This is a genomic window from Streptomyces sp. SD15, from assembly GCF_054462255.1.
This window is the reverse complement of sequence record NZ_JBTLMO010000006.1, coordinates 66227-83494: the sequence shown is the minus strand read 5'-3', so window position 1 is coordinate 83494 and position 17268 is coordinate 66227. Positions and strand designations below refer to the sequence as shown.

The 17268-nt window shown below is 71.2% G+C and carries 16 protein-coding genes; 11 read left to right on the top strand and 5 right to left on the bottom strand.

Going from position 1 to position 17268, the window contains the following annotated elements:
- Positions 1-178 precede the first annotated feature (178 nt).
- The 4 genes from ACX28W_RS08135 to ACX28W_RS08120 all read left to right on the top strand — a co-directional run bounded on the left by ACX28W_RS08135 (position 179) and on the right by ACX28W_RS08120 (position 5568).
- Entirely contained in the window at positions 179-802 is a 624-nt protein-coding gene (locus ACX28W_RS08135; protein WP_458998069.1) for a GntR family transcriptional regulator, read from the top strand.
- A 307-nt stretch (positions 803-1109) separates the two neighbouring features.
- A complete protein-coding gene (gene aceE / locus ACX28W_RS08130; protein WP_458998068.1) occupies positions 1110-3812 on the top strand; it encodes a pyruvate dehydrogenase (acetyl-transferring), homodimeric type in 2703 nt (900 codons plus the stop codon).
- 79 nt (positions 3813-3891) lie between these two features.
- Positions 3892-4881 carry a helix-turn-helix transcriptional regulator gene (locus ACX28W_RS08125; protein ID WP_458998067.1) on the top strand — a complete coding sequence of 330 codons (990 nt, stop codon included), beginning with the start codon at positions 3892-3894 and terminating at the stop codon, positions 4879-4881.
- A 168-nt stretch (positions 4882-5049) separates the two neighbouring features.
- Complete coding sequence (locus ACX28W_RS08120) at positions 5050-5568, top strand: DUF4240 domain-containing protein (RefSeq protein ID WP_458998224.1); 519 nt, start codon at positions 5050-5052, stop codon at positions 5566-5568.
- On the opposite strand, the gene ACX28W_RS08115 is transcribed toward ACX28W_RS08120, so the two are convergent.
- Together ACX28W_RS08115 and ACX28W_RS08110 are read right to left on the bottom strand one after the other, a co-directional pair.
- Positions 5535-5756: a hypothetical protein gene (locus ACX28W_RS08115; RefSeq protein WP_458998066.1), complete on the bottom strand. Its 222-nt coding sequence runs from the start codon at positions 5754-5756 to the stop codon at positions 5535-5537. The two genes, ACX28W_RS08120 and ACX28W_RS08115, sit on opposite strands and share 34 nt — an antisense overlap.
- Before the next feature lie 136 nt (positions 5757-5892).
- Positions 5893-6810 carry a TIGR01777 family oxidoreductase gene (locus tag ACX28W_RS08110; protein WP_458998065.1) on the bottom strand — a complete coding sequence of 306 codons (918 nt, stop codon included), beginning with the start codon at positions 6808-6810 and terminating at the stop codon, positions 5893-5895.
- A gap of 71 nt (positions 6811-6881) precedes the next feature.
- On the opposite strand from ACX28W_RS08110, the gene ACX28W_RS08105 reads away from it, so the two are divergent.
- Entirely contained in the window at positions 6882-7370 is a 489-nt protein-coding gene (locus ACX28W_RS08105) for a GNAT family N-acetyltransferase (RefSeq protein WP_458998064.1), read from the top strand.
- Between the two features lie 53 nt (positions 7371-7423).
- On the opposite strand, the gene ACX28W_RS08100 is transcribed toward ACX28W_RS08105, so the two are convergent.
- A complete protein-coding gene (locus ACX28W_RS08100; protein WP_458998063.1) occupies positions 7424-8608 on the bottom strand; it encodes a MarP family serine protease in 1185 nt (394 codons plus the stop codon).
- A 187-nt stretch (positions 8609-8795) separates the two neighbouring features.
- On the opposite strand from ACX28W_RS08100, the gene ACX28W_RS08095 reads away from it, so the two are divergent.
- Both ACX28W_RS08095 and ACX28W_RS08090 read left to right on the top strand, forming a co-directional pair.
- A complete protein-coding gene (locus ACX28W_RS08095; RefSeq protein ID WP_458998062.1) occupies positions 8796-9644 on the top strand; it encodes a peptidoglycan recognition protein family protein in 849 nt (282 codons plus the stop codon).
- A gap of 256 nt (positions 9645-9900) precedes the next feature.
- The gene (locus ACX28W_RS08090) at positions 9901-11352 is read left to right on the top strand and encodes an NAD(P)/FAD-dependent oxidoreductase (protein WP_458998061.1); all 1452 of its coding nucleotides are present in this window, start codon (positions 9901-9903) and stop codon (positions 11350-11352) included.
- A 3-nt stretch (positions 11353-11355) separates the two neighbouring features.
- Here the strand turns inward: ACX28W_RS08090 and ACX28W_RS08085 are convergent, their stop codons facing one another.
- Positions 11356-12795, bottom strand: coding sequence for a regulator (locus ACX28W_RS08085; protein ID WP_458998060.1), 1440 nt, complete (start codon positions 12793-12795; stop codon positions 11356-11358).
- Positions 12796-13069: 274 nt separating this feature from the next.
- Here ACX28W_RS08085 and lipB point away from each other — a divergent pair, with 274 nt between their 5' ends.
- The 4 genes from lipB to ACX28W_RS08065 all read left to right on the top strand — a co-directional run bounded on the left by lipB (position 13070) and on the right by ACX28W_RS08065 (position 16576).
- Positions 13070-13873, top strand: coding sequence for a lipoyl(octanoyl) transferase LipB (lipB, locus tag ACX28W_RS08080; RefSeq protein ID WP_458998059.1), 804 nt, complete (start codon positions 13070-13072; stop codon positions 13871-13873).
- Between the two features lie 422 nt (positions 13874-14295).
- On the top strand, positions 14296-15261 hold the full coding sequence (lipA, locus tag ACX28W_RS08075; protein WP_362087741.1) for a lipoyl synthase: 966 nt from the start codon (positions 14296-14298) through the stop codon (positions 15259-15261).
- Positions 15262-15586: 325 nt separating this feature from the next.
- Positions 15587-15784 carry an SCO2195 family GlnR-regulated protein gene (locus tag ACX28W_RS08070; RefSeq protein WP_458998058.1) on the top strand — a complete coding sequence of 66 codons (198 nt, stop codon included), beginning with the start codon at positions 15587-15589 and terminating at the stop codon, positions 15782-15784.
- A gap of 87 nt (positions 15785-15871) precedes the next feature.
- Positions 15872-16576, top strand: coding sequence for a DUF4191 domain-containing protein (locus ACX28W_RS08065; protein ID WP_362087746.1), 705 nt, complete (start codon positions 15872-15874; stop codon positions 16574-16576).
- A gap of 88 nt (positions 16577-16664) precedes the next feature.
- Here ACX28W_RS08065 and ACX28W_RS08060 read toward each other — a convergent pair whose 3' ends face one another.
- Positions 16665-17132 carry an RDD family protein gene (locus tag ACX28W_RS08060; RefSeq protein WP_458998057.1) on the bottom strand — a complete coding sequence of 156 codons (468 nt, stop codon included), beginning with the start codon at positions 17130-17132 and terminating at the stop codon, positions 16665-16667.
- Positions 17133-17268 lie beyond the last annotated feature (136 nt).

Here is a 17268-nt window from a genome sequence, read left to right as displayed (position 1 = left end):
CGCACCCGATACGGGTCTTTACAGCCGCAGCCGTTCTGACAGCGTGTAAGTCTCGTCTCACCTGCGCGAAAGCGCCCCCGTGCGCCTCTCCCCGGCAGGGACGCGGCCTTATTGTCTAAAGGTCAAACGCCCTCGGGTACCGCCCGTCGCCCGACAGCGCCCTCCCAAAGGAGCCTTCATGACCGCGCCCGTCGTCCACTCGCTGCGCGAACAGATCCGCGAGCACATCGTGGAGGGGATCGTCAGCGGGCGCTGGAAGCCGGGCGAGCGGATCGTGGAGCGCCGGATCGCGACCGAGCTGGAGGTCAGCCAGACCCCGGTGCGGGAGGCGCTGCGCGAGCTGGAGTCGCTGCGGCTGATCGAGTCGGCGCCCAACAAGGGCGTACGGGTGCGCAACCTGACGGCCGCCGACCTGGAGGAGAGCTATCCGGTACGGGCCGGTCTCGAGGCGATCGCGGCCGAGCTGGCGGCCGATCGGCTCGCCCAGGACTGCTCGGCCCTGGAACCGCACGTCACGGCGCTGTACGAGGCCGACCGGCTGGCGGACGGGACCGGCCAGGTGCGCCACACCGTCGCCTTCCACCGCGAACTCGTCCGCGCCGCGGGCAACTCCGTCCTCCTGCACACCTGGGAGGGCCTGGGCATCGAGGTCTTCACGGCCCTGTCGATCCGCTGGCTGGGCACGGTCCAGCAGTCGTACGCCGAGGAGCACGAGGCACTCGTGGACGCCTTCCGGCGCCGGGATCCGCTGATCGCCGAGCTGGTCAAGGCGCATGTGCTGGGCTGCGCGCCGCGGCCGTGACACGGGTCCTGTGACCCTGTGAGCTCGCATACGCTTACCTGCGCTCACCTGCGCTCACCTGCGGAAACTCTTCGATTTCCCTTGGATTTCAAGGCACCCGGTGCCTGCGGGAGAGGCACCCCGTGCCTACTTTCTCGCGATCAAGAGATTTTGCCGCTCAAGCCTTTGATCGATCATCGATCAGGGAGTTACAGTGATCGGCGGGCTTCCACCAAAGCCCGCCGCCCTGTCCTGCCAAAGACCAAGGGCACCCCCGAAAACCCCTTGCCGATGAGGGAACCCCCCTCCGCATCCGGAAGGCGGCGCAATGACCGACCCCACCGCAATCCAGCCGAGCGAGCTCGACCAGCTCCCGGACCGCGACCCCGAGGAGACCGCCGAATGGCAGTCCTCCCTGGACGCCGTCACCAAGGCGGCCGGGCCGCACCGTGCCGCGTACCTGATGCGCCGCACACTGGAGCGCGCCGAGGGCAACGGTCTCGCGCTGCCCAAGCTGCTTGAGACCGACTACGTCAACACCATCCCCACCGCCGCCGAGCCCGTCGTGGACGGCGACGAGGCGATGGAGGCCCGGATCACCGCGTGGAACCGCTGGAACGCGGCCGCGATGGTGACCCGGGGCGCGAAACACGGCGTGGGCGGCCACATCGCCACCTTCGCCTCCGCCGCCTGGCTCTACGAGACCGGCTTCAACCACTTCTTCAAGGGCAAGGAGGGTGACGGGTCCGGCGACCAGCTCTACATCCAGGGCCACGCCTCCCCCGGCATCTACGCCCGCGCCTTCCTCGACGGCCGGCTGACCGAGCAGCACCTCGACAACTTCCGTCAGGAGGCCGGCGGCAACGGCCTGCCCTCCTACCCGCACCCGCGGCGCCTGCCCTGGCTGTGGGAGTTCCCGACGGTGTCGATGGGCCTCGGCCCGCTCTCCGCCATCTACCAGGCCCGCTTCAACCGCTATCTCACCAGCCGCGGCATCAAGGACGTCTCCCAGTCCCACGTGTGGGCGTTCCTCGGCGACGGCGAGATGGACGAGCCGGAGTCGACGGCGGCACTCGCACTGGCCTCCCGCGAGGGTCTGGACAACCTGACCTTCGTCATCAACTGCAACCTGCAGCGCCTCGACGGCCCGGTCCGCGCCAACTTCAAGATCGTGCAGGAGCTGGAGGCCCAGTTCCGCGGCGCCGGCTGGAACGTCGTCAAGTCCCTGTGGGGTTCGGCGTGGGACGAGCTGTTCCAGCTCGACACCACCGGCGCGCTCGTCCGTCGCCTCCGCGAGGTCCCGGACGCCCAGGTGCAGACGTACCAGACCCGCGACGCCGCCTACATCCGCCAGGACTTCTTCGGCAAGGACCCCGCGCTCGTCGAGCTGGCGAAGCTGCTGAGCGACGACAAGATCCTCGAGTGCTTCCACCTCTCCCGCGGTGGTCACGAGTCCCGCAAGGTGTACGCCGCCTACCGCGCCGCCCTGGCCCACAAGGGCGCGCCGACGGTGATCCTGGCGCAGACGGTCAAGGGCTTCACGCTCGGCCAGGGCTTCGCGTCCAAGAACGCCAACCACCAGATGAAGAAGCTGTCGGTGGACGAGTTCAAGCATATGCGTGACCTGCTCGAACTGCCCATCTCCGACAGCCAGTTCGTCGACGGCGTGGTCCCCTACGGCCACCCGGGCGCCGACGCTCCCGAGGTCCGTTACCTCCAGGAGCGCCGCGCGGCCCTCGGCGGTCCGGCCCCGGCCCGCCGTACGCACGCCCTCGCCCCGCTGCCCGCCCCCGCCGACAAGACGTTCGCGTCCTTCGACAAGGGCTCCGGCACGCAGAACATGGCGACGACGATGGCGTTCGTCCGTCTCCTCAAGGACCTGGTCCGCGACAAGCAGACCGGCAAGCGCTGGGTGCCGATCGTCCCCGACGAGGCGCGCACCTTCGGCATGGAGAGCCTCTTCCCGTCCCTGGGCATCTACTCGCCCAAGGGCCAGACGTACGAACCGGTCGACCGCGACCAGCTGATGTACTACAAGGAGGCCAAGGACGGCCAGATCCTCAACGAGGGGATCACCGAGGCCGGTTCCATGGCGGACTTCATCGCCGCGTCCACCGCGTACAGCACGCACGGCGAAGCGATGATCCCCTTCTACATCTTCTACTCGATGTTCGGCTGGCAGCGCACGGCCGACCAGATGTGGCAGCTGGGCGACCAGCTCGGCCGCGGCTTCCTGGTCGGCGCCACGGCCGGCCGTACGACGCTGACGGGCGAGGGTCTGCAGCACGCCGACGGCCACTCCCCGGTCATCGCCGCGACCAACCCGGCGGCACTGTCGTACGACCCGGCGTTCGCGTACGAGATCGGCGCGATCGTCAAGGACGGTCTGCGCCGGATGTACGGCGAGGCGGCCCCGGGCGAGGACCCGAACGTCTTCTACTACCTGACGGTCTACAACGAGCCGATGCCGCAGCCCGCCAAGCCGGCCGGCCTCGGTATCGACGAGGGCATCGTCAAGGGCCTGTACCGCTTCAACACGGCGGAGTCGGCGGGGCTGACCCCGGCCGCCAACGCCGCGCGCATCCAGCTGCTGGGCTCCGGCACGGCGATCCACTGGGTCCTTCAGGCCCAGAAGCTGCTCGCCGAGGAGTGGGGCGTGGCGGCGGACGTGTGGTCGGCGACGTCCTGGACCGAGCTGCGGCGTGACGCTCTGGAGGCCGACGCGGCGCTGCTGCGCGGCGAGGAGCGGGTGCCGTTCGTCCGCCAGGCGCTGCACGGCGCCGAGGGCCCGGTGCTCGCGGTCTCCGACTACATGCGCCAGGTCCCGGACCAGATCGCACAGTGGGTCGAGCAGGACTACTCCTCGCTCGGTGCCGACGGCTTCGGTCTGTCCGACACCCGTGAGGCGGCCCGCCGTCACTTCGGCGTCGACGCGCAGTCGATCGTCGTCGCGGCACTGGCGCAGCTCGCGCGCCGCGGTGAGGTCAAGGCCTCGGCGGTCAAGGAGGCGCGGGAGCGCTACGGGCTGTAGGCAGTACGGCTTTCAGGTGAAGGGGCGCGGCGACTGCCGCGCCCCTTCGCTGTCAGTGGGGCCCGGCATCATGAGACGTATGCGCGCTGCCCGCCTGATCAAGATGGTGCTGCTGCTCCAGTCCCGGCCGTCGATGACCGCCGCCGAGCTGGCGCGGGAGCTTGAGGTGTCCGAGCGGACGATCACCCGGGACGCGCAGGCGCTGTCGGAGGCGGGGATTCCGGTGTACGCGGACCGGGGGCGGGCCGGCGGCTATCGGCTGATCGACGGCTATCGGACCCGGCTGACGGGGCTGGCGCGGAGCGAGGCGGAGGCACTGTTTCTGAGCGGGGTGCCGGGGGCGCTGCGCGAGATGGGCCTGGCGGACACGGCGTCGGCAGCTCGCCTGAAGGTGTCCGCGGCCCTCCTGCCCTCCCTGCGGGACGCCTCGCGGACGGCGGCTCAGCGGTTCCATCTGGACGCGCCCGCCTGGTTCGACGAGCCCGGGACGCCCGAGCTGCTGCCCGCGGTCGCGGACGCGGTGTGGGACGACCGGCGGATCATCGCGCGCTATCGGCGCGGCGACGCGGACGTGGAGCGGGAGCTGGAGCCGTACGGACTCGTGCTGAAGGCGGGTGTCTGGTACCTCTGCGCGCGGGTGCCCGAGCCGGGGACCGACGGGGCCTCTCGGATATACCGGGTCTACCGGATCGACCGGTTCACGAAGGTGGCCGCCGCTGCGGAGCGTTTCACCCGGGAGGAGGGGTTCGACCTGCCCGGGTTCTGGGCGGAGCGGGCCGAGCGGTTCGCGCGGTCCCTCCTGCGGGCGGAGGTCGTCGTACGGCTGTCTCCCGAGGGCGTGCGGAGACTCCCGTACGTCGTCGACCCCGCGTCCGCGAGGGAGGCGCTGGGCGGGTGCGGTGCCCCCGACGGGCGGGGCCGGGTGACCGTCACCCTCCCCGTCGAGTCCGAGGAGGTCGCCCATACGCAGCTGACGGGACTGGGGCCGGAGGTGGAGGTGCTGGCCCCGGCTGCGTTGCGTGCGCGTTTCGCGGGGGACGCGGCTCGGCTGGCGGCGCTGTACGGGTGACCTCCGGACCGGTGGCTCCGGACCGGTGGCTCCGAACCGCCGACCTCCGAACCGGTGGCTTCCGAAAGCGCCCCGCATGTGGCGGTTTTACCGTCGGCATGTGCGCGCATAACAATCTGCGGCACTCCACGTGCGTCCCTCCCCCTCAGGCCCGATGCTTGACCCGTGATGGACGAGACGGAGTTCTGGGAGTTGGTGGACACGACCCGCGAGGCCGTCGAGGGCGACCCCGAGGATCACGCCGACCTGCTCGTCGACCGGCTCGTCCAGTTGGACCCGGACGAGGTCCTCGACTTCGCCCGTCACTTCGAGGCCCGCTACAACCGCGCGTACCGCTGGGATCTGTGGGGCGCGGCGTGGGTGCTGCTCGACGGGGCGAGCGACGACGCGTTCGACTTCTTCCGGTGCTGGCTGATCGGCCAGGGGCGGGAGGTGTTCGAGGGCGCGGTGCACGACCCCGACTCGCTCGCCGACCTGCTCCTCGACTTCGACGAAGACCTCGACGGCGATGGCGAGGAGCTGGGGTACGCCGCGGACGAGGCGTACGAGCAGCTCACCGGCGTCGTCGCGCCCGATCTGGGGATTCCGCCGGCGCCTCCCGAGCCCGAGGGCGTCCCGCTCGACTTCGAGAACGAGTCCGTCCTCGCGGAGCGCTATCCCAAGCTGTGGGAGCGCTTCAGGGGTTGAGGTGCGGTGACGGCGTACGGGGGCAGTGCCTCGTACTGGTGGTACGGGGGTGCCGCGTTCGCCCGGTCCAGCGCCGAGGCCGTGACCGCGGCCGGTCCTATGACGACCGTCACGACGGCGCAGGCCACGGTCCACGGGCTGCGCAGGGCGTTGGCCCAACGGGCCGTCTTCTTCGTCTTGTTGCTCATGTTCCCCACCTCCAGTCGGCTGTGCGACTCAGACCGGTCGGTCTTACGAGGAAGAGGTTAGGGAGCGGGGATCTGAGGGTCCCTTGACTCGCCTGTGGGGTTTCTGTGGACGCGGTCGGGGTGGAGAGCCCCCCGGTCAGCGCAAGGCCGCCGTCAGCGCCTCGTCGATCGACGGGAAGGCGAAGGTGAAGCCGGAGTCGAGGAGGCGTGCGGGCAGGACGCGTTGGCTGCCCAGGATGTCGCCGGACATGTCACCGAGGGCGAGGCGGAGCAGCGGGGTCGGCGCGGTGAAGACGGTGGGGCGGTGCAGGACACGGCCCATCGCCTCCGTGATCTCACGGTTGGTCAGAGGACCCGGCGCCGTCAGATTGACCGGCCCGGACAGCGACTCCGTGTCGATGAGGTGCCGGATCGCGGCCACCTCGTCGTGCAGGGAGATGAAACTCCAGTACTGACGACCGTCCCCCATCCGACCACCGAGGCCGGCCTTGAAGAGCGGGAACAGCTTCCCCCAGGCCCCGCCCTCACGGGCCACCACCAGCCCCGTACGGGGGAAGACCGTACGGACGCCCGCCTCCTGCGCCGCGGCCGCCGCCTCTTCCCACTCCACGCACAAGGAGGGAAGGAATCCGTCCCCGGGCGGCGCCGACTCGTCCACCGCCCGCTCGCCCGTCTCGCCGTAGAAGCCGATCGCGCTGCCGTTGACGAAGACACGAGGCGGCTCGTCGAGGGACGCCACCGCCTCGGCGAGCGTGGCGGTCCCGAGCACCCGGCTGTCGCGGATCTTCCGCTTGTACGCCTCCGTCCAGCGCCGCGAAGCGACCCCCGCCCCCGCGAGATTGACCACCGCCACACATCCGGAGAGCCCCGCGGTGTCGATCCGGTGCGCCTCGGGATCCCACCGGACCTCGTTCTTCGCGCGGGGGGCGCGGCGGACGAGGCGGACCACCTCGTGTCCGTCCGCGGTCAGGGAGCGCGCCAGCGCCGAACCGATCAGGCCGGACGCGCCGGCGATCGCCATGCGGGAACCCGGGGCAAGCGGTGAGTCGTTCATGGGTCCATCCTGCCGCGCGACCCGGAAAAACACGGGTCGGGAGTCCGTAGGCCGGTCGTACAGTGACTGTCATGCACGCACCGCACATACGCCTCGCCACCCTCGGCGACGAAGACGCGCTCGGCCGACTGGACCGCTCCACCTGGTCCACGCTGCACGCCGTGCAGCCGCGCCCGCAACCGCCGTACGAACCCTTCTACAGCGACCGGTTCGGGCCGGGGAACCATCTCGTGGCCGAGATCGACGACACCGTGGTCGGCTACATCCGGCTCGGTTACCCGACCCCCCTCGCCTGCAACTCCCATGTCCGGCAGATCCAGGGACTCGCGGTCGCCGAGGAGGTGCGCGGCCTCGGCGTCGGGCGGGCGCTGCTGCGGGGCGTTCAGGACGAGGCCCGGCGGCAGGGCGCCCGGCGGATCGCGCTGCGCGTCCTCGGCCACAACACCCCGGCGCGGAAGCTGTACGAGTCCGAGGGGTTCGTGGTGGAGGGCATCCTGCCCGAGGAGTTCCTGCTGGACGGCGCGTACGTGGACGACGTATTCATGGGCCGCAGCCTCTGACCGGGAGCGTTTCCGTCCAGGATGCCCTGGACATCCTGGACGCCCCAGGACCTCTAGGACGTCACCAAGTCCCCCGTGTCCACCGGCGCTGTCGCGCTCGCCGCACGCTGGGCTTCGTCCGCGACCTCGTCCGCCGTCAGGACGTACCCCGTTTCGATGTCCGAGGTGGAGCGGGCGAAGACGACGCCGTAGACCCTGCCGTCGGTGGTGAGGAGGGGGCCGCCGGAGTTGCCGGGCCGGACGGTGGAGCGGATCGAGTAGATCTCCCGGGTGGCGTTGTCCGTGTTGTAGATGTTCTGGCCGCGCGCGTTGATCTTGCTCGCGACCGTGGCCGCCTGGAGGTCGAGGCCGCCGTCCTGCGGATAGCCCGCGACGACCGCCGAGTCGCCGCGCGAGGCGCTGTTGTCGAAGCGGAGGATCGGCGCCTTGAGGTCCGGGACGTACAGGACCGCGACGTCCTTCTGCGGGTCGAAGAGCACCACCCGCGCCTCGTACGCGCGGCCCACGCCGCCCACGCGCACGGTGGGACGGTCGATGCCCGCCACCACATGGGCGTTGGTCATCACATGCTCCGCCGTGTACGCGAACCCGCTGCCCTCGCGGCCCTGGTTGCCCGCGATGCCCTCGATCTTCACCGTGCTCAGCTTGGCGGCGTTCGTCGCGGCCGCCGTCACGCTGTCGCCGGAGGGCTTCGCGACGCCCGCCGTCGGCTCGTTCTCGAACGGGTTGAAGACCTGTGGGAAGCCCGCCTCCGTCAGCGCCGAGGTGGCCCGCGAGAACCAGGTGGGCGTGGTCTCCGGCATCGCGTTCTGCACGGCGCCCAGCAGCGCCGAGTTGCGGATCGACTGCGTGATCACGGCGGACGAGGACGCGCCCAGGACGCTCGCCGCCACCCAGGCCACCAGCAGGACGGCCACCGTGTTCGCCGCGGCCCCGCCGATCCCGTCCGCCACCCGCAGCGGCCCGCGGTCCAGCTCGCGGCGCAGCTTCAGCGCGAGGCGTCCCATCAGCTCGTGGCCCACCACGGCGGGCACGAGCACCGTCAGCACGGCCGTCACGGTCGCCTCCGGCGTCCCCGCCCTCACCAGGTCCATCATCCACGGCAGTACCCATACGCCGATGACGGCACCGCCCACGAAACCGGCCAGCGAGACACAGCCGGCGACCAGCCCGCGCCGGTAGCCGGACGCCGCGTAGGCCAGGATCACCAGCAACAGCAGGATGTCGAGCAGGTCCACGGAGCCGCCTTTCTCTCGGGCCCCCTAGTACGCGTGGGGCGGGCCCAGTGATCAGGCACGCGCGCGTGCGGCCGGGAAGCGGCAACGCGTGCGTGGATCCATAAAAACGTCCCGGACCAGGACGATGGTTCCACCAGGTGGCACAGCACACATCGCGGATGGAACGGAACCGGGTCAGGGTGAGCGCATGCGTGTCTTCCGGAAGGCGCGGGGGGCATGGACCTGGGATGCGGAGCGAGTGCGCCGTGCGGTCCGTCGTGCGCTGCCCCCAAGAGGGGGGCAGCTGCCGCGTTCCGCTCTGATCGCGCTCGGCTGTGTGCCCGGTCTGTTCGCCGCTCTCGCGCTGGTGCTGTGCGCGGCCGGGGTGGACCGGCCGACGGTCCGTCCCGACCGCGCGGTCGTCGCCCGGCCCGCGATCGTGCACCCCGCGGTGCGGCCGGCCATTGTGCCGCGGGCGCGCTGGCTGGACGCCGAGAGCGCGCGCCCGCAGCCGCCCGCCCGCTACGACGACCGGGTCGTCGCGGTCTTCGTGCACCACACCGACTCGCCCAACGGGTACGCCTGCACCGACGTGCCCCGCATCATCCGCTCCCTCTACGCCGGTCAGATCGGCGCCCGGAACTGGGACGACATCGGTTACAACTTCCTCGTCGACCGCTGCGGCAACATCTACGAGGGGCGCGCGGGCGGGGCCGACCGGGCCGTCACCGGTGCCCACACTCAGGGCTTCAACCACCGCACCACGGGGATCGCGGCCATCGGGACGTTTACGTCGGGTACGCCGGTGCCGCGTGCGATGACCGAGGCGATCGCCGCGGTCGCCGCGTGGAAGCTGGGGCTGTCGGATGTCGATCCACGGGCCACCGTCCGGCTCGTCTCCAGTAACAGCCTCAGTCGTTACAGCGCCGGGACCGCGGCGGTGCTGCCCACTCTGGCCGGGCACAACGCCGGCTTCATGACCAGCTGTCCCGGCGCGGCGCTGACGGCCCGTCTTCCGGAGATCCGGCAACTGGCGGCGCGGCTGCAAGGCCGGTGACCCACGCTTCTCGCCACCGCGGCCCCTACCCTCCCCCAAGCTCTCGGCTCCGCTCGAGGGACCCCCATCATCCTTCCGGGGCTCCGCCCCGGACCCCTCCCGGCGCACGGCCCGCTCCCCCATGCGCCCGTGCACGGCCCCCGCGCGGCTTCCCCCCACGCCCACCGCACCTACCCTCGACCCGAACTCGGGCATTCCAGAGGCCTGTCGGGGGCATGACGTTCCCACCGGCCGCGCAAACCTCGAGGAGGGGCACGTGCTGAAGCCCGTATGCCAAGCGGACGTGGACGTCGTCATCGTCGGGGCCGGAGTCGCGGGACTCGCGGCCGCCCAGCACCTGACGAGGGCAGGCCTCACGACCACGGTTCTGGAGGCCGCCCCCACCGTGGGCGGCCGCATGTCGACAGAGAAGGTGGACGGCTTCCGGCTCGACCGCGTAGGCCGGCTCCTCGTCACCTCGTACCCGGAGCTGCGCCGCACTCCGGGCCTGGACGCCCTGGCCCTGCGCCCGTTCTCCCCGGGCGTACTGCTGCACAGCGACGGCCGCCACCACCGCGCCGGCGCCCCCACCACCCCCCGGCGCGCAAGGGGCGCACTCACCGCCGCACGCGCCCTCGCAAGCGCCCCCCGCCTTCCCCTGCCCCTGGGCTCCGCCCGGCCGTCCCGGGACCCGGGACGGCCACCCCGGAGCCAGAGCCGGGCCCCGGGAAGGCCCGGACGGGTCCCGGGAAGGCCCGGACGGGTCCCGGGAAGGCCCGGACCTCTCGGCGGTTCCCTCGACCAGACCCGTCTGGCCACCGCTCTCGCCCGCCTCGCCGCCACTCCGCCGGAGCGTCTGCTCGCCCGCCCGGACCTCTCCGCCGCACAGGCACTGACCACCCGGGGCCTGCCGCCCCGCGCGGTCGACGGCTTCCTGCGCCCGCTGCTCGCCGCGCTTCTCTGCGACCCGGCCCTGGACACCTCCAGCCGCTGCGCGGACCTCGCCCTGCACGCCTTCGCGTCGGGCCGTCTGTGTCTGCCGGAGGGGGGCGCGGACACCCTGCCGGAACTCCTCGCGGCCGCCCTTCCCCCGGGCACCGTCCACACGGGCGTCCAGGTCACCGCGGTCTCCACGACCAGGGTGACGACGAAGGACCACGGCGAACTCACCTGCCGGGCCGTCCTGCTCGCCACCGGAGCCCGCGCCGCCGCCCGGCTGCTGCCCGGTCTGCGCGTCCCGGCGTTCCACCCGGTGACGGTCCTGCACCACACCACGGACGAGCCCCCGCTGACCGACCCGGCCCTGATCCTGGACTCCGACCGGAGCGGCCCGGTGGCGCACACCGCGGTCACCAGCCAGGTCGACCCGTCCCGCGCCCCGGCCGGACGCGCCCTCATCTCCTCGACCGTGCTGGGCACTCCCCCGGCCGCCGCCCATCTGGACGCGGCGGTCCGCACCCAGCTGGCCCGTCTCTACGGGACGTCGACGACCCGCTGGGAGCTCCTCGCGGTCCATCACACCCCCGACGCGGTCCCCGCGATGCCCCCGCCGGCCGACCTGAGCCGCCCGGTGCGCCTCCTGGCGGGCCTGTACGTCTGCGGGGACCACCGCGACACCAGTACGGTCCAGGGCGCCCTGTACTCGGGCCGCCGGGCCGCCCGCGCCCTTCTCATGGACCTGGGTGCCTGGCCGGCCACCGCGGAGGAGACCCTGGAGACGGCGGCCTGAGGATCAGCCCAGTGCCGCCACCCGATCCCGGTACCCGCGCGCGGGTGCCGCGTCCCGGTACGGCTCGAGCCGCCGCTCGAAGTCCCGTACGTACTCGATGGCCCGGACCGACCGCATCTCCATCGCCTGCCCCGCGGCCTCCGCGCCCAACTGGCATGCCTGGTCGAGCTCCCCGAGCCCGAGCCGTGCCGAGGCGAGCACCACCCGGCAGAACAGCCGACTGCGCGCGAACCCGGGTGCCCGCAACTGCAGCGAGCGCTCGGCGTGCTGCGCCGCGGCCCGGTACTGCTGCAGGTCCCGGTGACAGTGCCCGAACTCGTCGGCGAGCTGCGACTCGTCGAAGAACCGCGCCCAGTACGGGACTTCATCCCCCGGCCGGGCGGATTCGAGGGCCCGCTCGGCGCGAACCAGTGATGCCGTGCAGGCCCGCACTTCCCCCAGTACCCCGTGCCCGCGCGCCTCGACGGAGTGCAGCAGTGCCTGCACCACGGGCGGCGCGGCCGAGCCGACGCCCTGCTGTGCGACCCGGGCGAGCTGCACGGCCTCGCGCCCGTGGCCGAGGTAGACCGCCTGCCGACTCATCGTCACCAGGACATAACTGCCGTACGCCCGGTCCCCGGCCGCCTGCGACAGCCGCAGCGCCTGGACGAAGTAGCGCTGCGCGAGCCCGTGCGCGGCGATGTCGTACGAGGTCCAGCCGGCCAGCCGGGTGAGGTCGGCCGCGGCGGCGAACAGGCGCCGCCCGGTCTGCTCGCCGTACGCGCCGCGCAGCATCGGCTCGGCCTCGTGCTCCAGGTAGCGGACGAGGGCCTGGCGGGCGTGGCCGCCGCCGTAGGCGTGGTCGAGGGAGCGGAAGAGTTCGCCGACGGAGCGCAGTGCGGCGATGTCGCCGCCGGTGACCCGTTGGCCGGGGCCGCGCTCGGTCTGGTGGCGCTGGCGGGGGACAGCGGGCCGTCCCGGTGCGGGGATGCGGGCGCTCGTCGGGTCGCCGCGGCCGACTCGGTCGTCGGCCCTTCCGATCAGCCAGTCCCGGCTGGGGACGACGAGTCCCGCCGGGGTGAAGGCGATCTTGCGCAGCTCGGCGTGGCTGCCGGAGTCCTTGCGCCACAGCCCGCTGACGATGTCGACGGCCTCCTCGGGGGTCGCGGCGAACTCGAGGCCCGCGTAGACCGGCGCGCACGCGTCGAGCCCGAGGTCCTGGGCGCTGAGCCGGCGGCCGAGGCGGCGGGTGAACACCTCGGCGATGAGTGCGGGGGTGGTCCCTCGTGGCTGCTGCCCGCGCAGCCACCGGGTCACCGATGTCTTGTCGTATCTCAGATCGAGGCCGTGTTCGAGCCCGAGCTGGTCAACGCGACGGGCGAGACCTGCGTTGGAGAACCCCGCTTCTGTGATGAGCGCGGCGAGCTGGCGGTTGGGAGTGCGCTGCGCGGGTCGTTCCGTCATCTGCGGTGCGGTCTCCTGCCTTCCGGGCCCCACTTCGTGCCCGGATTGCCTGTGAGCAGCCCTTATGGCCTCATGGACTGCGCGAATGTAGCGGAGCGTGAGCACGTGATCGCACACTTTGGTGTCTATTCATCCGATCGTGTGAGGATTGGCCCCTGGGCTGACGGGCAGAGCCCGGACGTACAGTGGCGTGGGCGCGTTACGTACCTGACGAAAGGTTCTTTCGCGTACCGGACAACGGTTTCTGGAGCGGGTTGCTAGGGAGGCGCTTGCCGTGAGTGAGTTGCGGTTCGTCCGCATGGGATTCGGTGCCGAGGCCGTCGAGTACCAGGAGGCCTGGGACGAGCAGCGCCGTGTGCACGCTGCCCGCTTCCTGGACGAGATCCCCGACACCTGTCTCCTCCTCGAGCACCCGCCCGTCTACACGGCGGGCCGGCGCACGGCGGACAGCGAGCGCCCACTCGACGGCACCCCCGTCGTGGACGTGGACCGCGGCGGCAAGATCACCTGGCACGGCCCTGGCCAGCTCGTGGGCTACCCGATCCAGAAGCTCCCGCGCCCGGTCGACGTGGTGGCGCATCTGCGCCGCCTCGAGGAGGCGATGATCCGCGTCTGCGCGGAGTTCGGCGTCGAGACCAGCCGGGTGGAGGGCCGGGCGGGCGTCTGGGTCCTCGGCGACCCGGTGGACCAGCGCCCGCGCCCCTCGCTCGGCGGACTCTCCCTCGACTTCGACCCGCGGCTGACCGACGAGGAGTTCGACCCGCGGCTCAACGGTCCGGAGTACGCGCCCTCCAACGCCGGGCAGCGGCGCGAGGACCGCAAGATCTGCGCGATGGGCATCCGTGTCGCCAAGGGGGTCACCATGCACGGGTTCGCCCTGAATGTGAATCCCGACACGTCCTCCTTCGACAAGATCATCCCGTGTGGGATCCGTGACGCGGGGGTGACGTCGCTGGCGTACGAGCTGGGACGCGACCTCACCATCGGCGAGGTGCTGCCCGTTGCCGAGCGGCACCTGCGAGATGTGCTGGAGAACGCGGAGCTGGCGCCGCGGGTGGTGGAGCGGGCGTCGGCGTAGCGGGCCGACCGGTTTCTCGCCCCCGCCGCCCCTACCCGTCCCATCCCTACCTGGGGCCTGCGCCCCCAGACCCCCGCCAGGGGCGCTGCGCCCCCTGGACCCCCGCTTCGCCCGAAGGGCTCGTCCTCAAACGCCGGACGGGCTGGATGATGCCGGGCGGCGCTTGAAGGTTTTTAGCCCGTCCGGCGTTTGAGGACGAGGCCGTCCAGGCCGAACGGGGGTCTGGGGGCGGAGCTCCCAGGGGACGATGGGGGTCCCCCCTGCTCGAGCGAAGCCGAGAGCTTGGGGGAGGGTAGGGGCGGCGGGGGCGAGGAAACCCCGGGAATGCACCCGCGGTCCGCAAGGTTGCCCACCCCGGGGGCCGAGAACCGCACGGGCGTACCCTGGTGTACGCCGAAGAATCGAAGCTACAGGGAGCCGATGTGTCCGCAGTCGCACCCGACGGACGCAAGATGCTGCGCCTGGAGGTCCGGAACGCCCAGACCCCCATCGAGCGCAAGCCCGAGTGGATCAAGACCCGGGCGAAAATGGGTCCCGAGTACACGAAGATGCAGAACCTCGTGAAGAGCGAGGGCCTGCACACGGTCTGCCAGGAGGCCGGCTGTCCCAACATCTACGAGTGCTGGGAAGACCGCGAGGCCACGTTCCTCATCGGCGGCGACCAGTGCACGAGGCGCTGCGACTTCTGCCAGATCGACACCGGCAAGCCCGAGGCACTCGACCGCGACGAGCCCCGCCGCGTCGGCGAGTCCGTCGTCACGATGGACCTGAACTACGCGACCATCACCGGCGTCGCCCGCGACGACCTGGAGGACGGCGGCGCCTGGCTGTACGCCGAGACGGTCCGCCAGATCCACGCACAGACCGCGAACCGCGAGAGCGGCCGCACCAAGGTCGAGCTGCTCGCACCCGACTTCAACGCCGAGCCCGCCCAGCTCGCCGAGGTCTTCTCCTCCCGCCCCGAGGTCTTCGCGCACAACGTCGAGACGGTCCCGAGGATCTTCAAGCGCATCCGCCCGGGCTTCCGCTACGAGCGCTCACTGAAGGTCATCACCGAGGCCCGTGACTACGGTCTGGTCACGAAGTCGAACCTGATCCTCGGCATGGGCGAGACCCGCGAGGAGGTCAGCGAGGCGCTGCGCCAGCTGCACGAGGCGGGCTGCGAGCTGGTCACCATCACGCAGTACCTGCGTCCCTCCGTGCGCCACCACCCCGTGGAGCGCTGGGTCAAGCCGCACGAGTTCGTGGAGCTGAAGGACGAGGCCGAGCAGATCGGCTTCTCCGGCGTCATGTCGGGCCCGCTGGTCCGCTCCTCCTACCGGGCCGGCCGGCTCTACCAGATGGCGATCGAGAAGCGGGGCGCCTACGTCGCCTCGCAGGCGGTCTGAGGCGACGTACAGCACGCCCTATGACCCGTTCGGCCCCATCGGACCGACACACCGTACAACCCGAGAGGTGGCACTCAGTGCCACCTCTCGTGTGTGAATCGGCGCACAAGCAACTCCCCCTCAACACTGGCTCGTTCGATGCGGTCCCACCCGTCCCCGCAGCTGGGGCGCCCGTCAGGGCCGCGTCAAGGACGGGGCCTGCTGCGTCAAGGCTTCATTGGTGTTTGACCGGTCGGTCATGCCCTGGTAACACCAATCAGTGACCCTGGTCTTACGCCACGTACAACCCCATCCAGAGCCGCCATCCCTAGGGGGGACCTCCATCATGCAGGCCGCGCCCGTACGCGCCACCGCCATCCCGTCGCTCACCGATGCACTCCGTGCCGTCGAATCGCTGCTCATGAGCGGCGGTCAGCGCACCGCTCGCCGCAACGCCTGGACCTCCGTCCTGGAGGACCGCCGCCGCGCCAAGGACCGGGTCGAGGCGCAGCGCGTGCTGGAGGCCGTGGCGACGCGTTCGTGACCGTCGCCGGTCCCTGGGCGGGCACTGCCGCCGTCCGCCCGGACACTGCCGTCGTCGGCGCTTGTCGGGCCACGTAGACTTCGTGGCATGGCGAGGAAGGAAACTGCAGCGGACGCTGCGAACCCCGGGCGACTCAAGCAGATCGCTCTGACCTACAAGATGACTCGCAAGGCCGACTCCAAGATCGGTCTTGTACTCGCGGCAGTCGGAATCGTCACCTTCGGTGTCTTCCTCGCGATCGGCCTCTTGATCGACCACCCGTACTACCTGGGCATTCTCGGTCTGCTACTCGCCTTCCTCGCGTCGGCGATCGTCTTCGGGCGCAGGGCCGAGCGAGCCGCCTTCGGGCAGATGGAGGGCCAGCCGGGCGCAGCCGCGGCCGTGCTGGACAACATCGGGCGGGGCTGGACCACGACTCCGGCGGTGGCGATGAACCGCAGCCAGGACGTGGTGCACCGCGCGGTCGGTAAGGCCGGCATCGTGCTGGTGGCCGAGGGCAACCCGAACCGGGTGAAGAGCCTGCTGGCCGCCGAGAAGAAGAAGATGGCGCGGATCGTCGCCGATGTGCCGGTGCACGACGTGCTCGTGGGCACCGGTGAGGGTCAGGTGGAGCTCAAGAAGCTCCGCACGACGATGCTGAAGCTGCCGCGCGTGCTCAGCGGCCCGCAGGTCACCACGACCAACGACCGGTTGCGTGCGATGGGCGACCTGATGAGCAATATGCCGCTTCCCAAGGGTCCGATGCCCAAGGGCATGCGGATGCCACGCGGTGGCGGGCCGAAGGCCCGCTGATATCCCTCCGACACGCAAGGGGGCGCCCGGATCTCTCCGGGCGCCCCCTTCGTCGTACGAGAAGCACTGGATCGTCGTACGGGAAGTGCTAGATCCGCACCTCGATGGTGCGCGCCAGCCGGTCGTGGAGTCCTCGGCCGTCGCGGTCCCAGATCAGCGCCGGGACGGCGACGCACAGCAGCAGCGTGCGCAGCACGGCGCGCAGGGGGTTCAGCCGGCCGCCGCCCTCGGGGACGATCCGCAGGCCGAACAGGCGCTTGCCGGGGGTGAAGCCGACCGTGCCGACGGTGAGGATGCCGAGGACGAGGAAGACGAGCAGGGCCCAGTTGCCGGTCGCCGCGTCGTAGCCGTCGGTGAGCAGCCCGTATGCGATCAACAGGCACAGGGCCCAGTCGACGGCGAGGGCGCCTAGGCGGCGTCCCGGGCGGGCGATGGAGCCGGGGCCGTGCTCCGGCAGTCCGAGCTGCTCGCCCCGGTATCCGAGGTCGGCGCCCGCGTCCTCCAAGGCCGCGCGGGGTCCGGAGAGCCACGATCCGATTGCTTGCCTGTTGTCCACCCGTCCACCGTACTGCGCCCGTTTTGGCATACGGACAGGAGGGGCCCGGCCGAACAGGTTCGGTTAACTTGGGCGAAACAAATGGGTCACGCTTGAGAAATCACCCGTCCCTAGTGTCGGGATCAGCGTGTGCCAC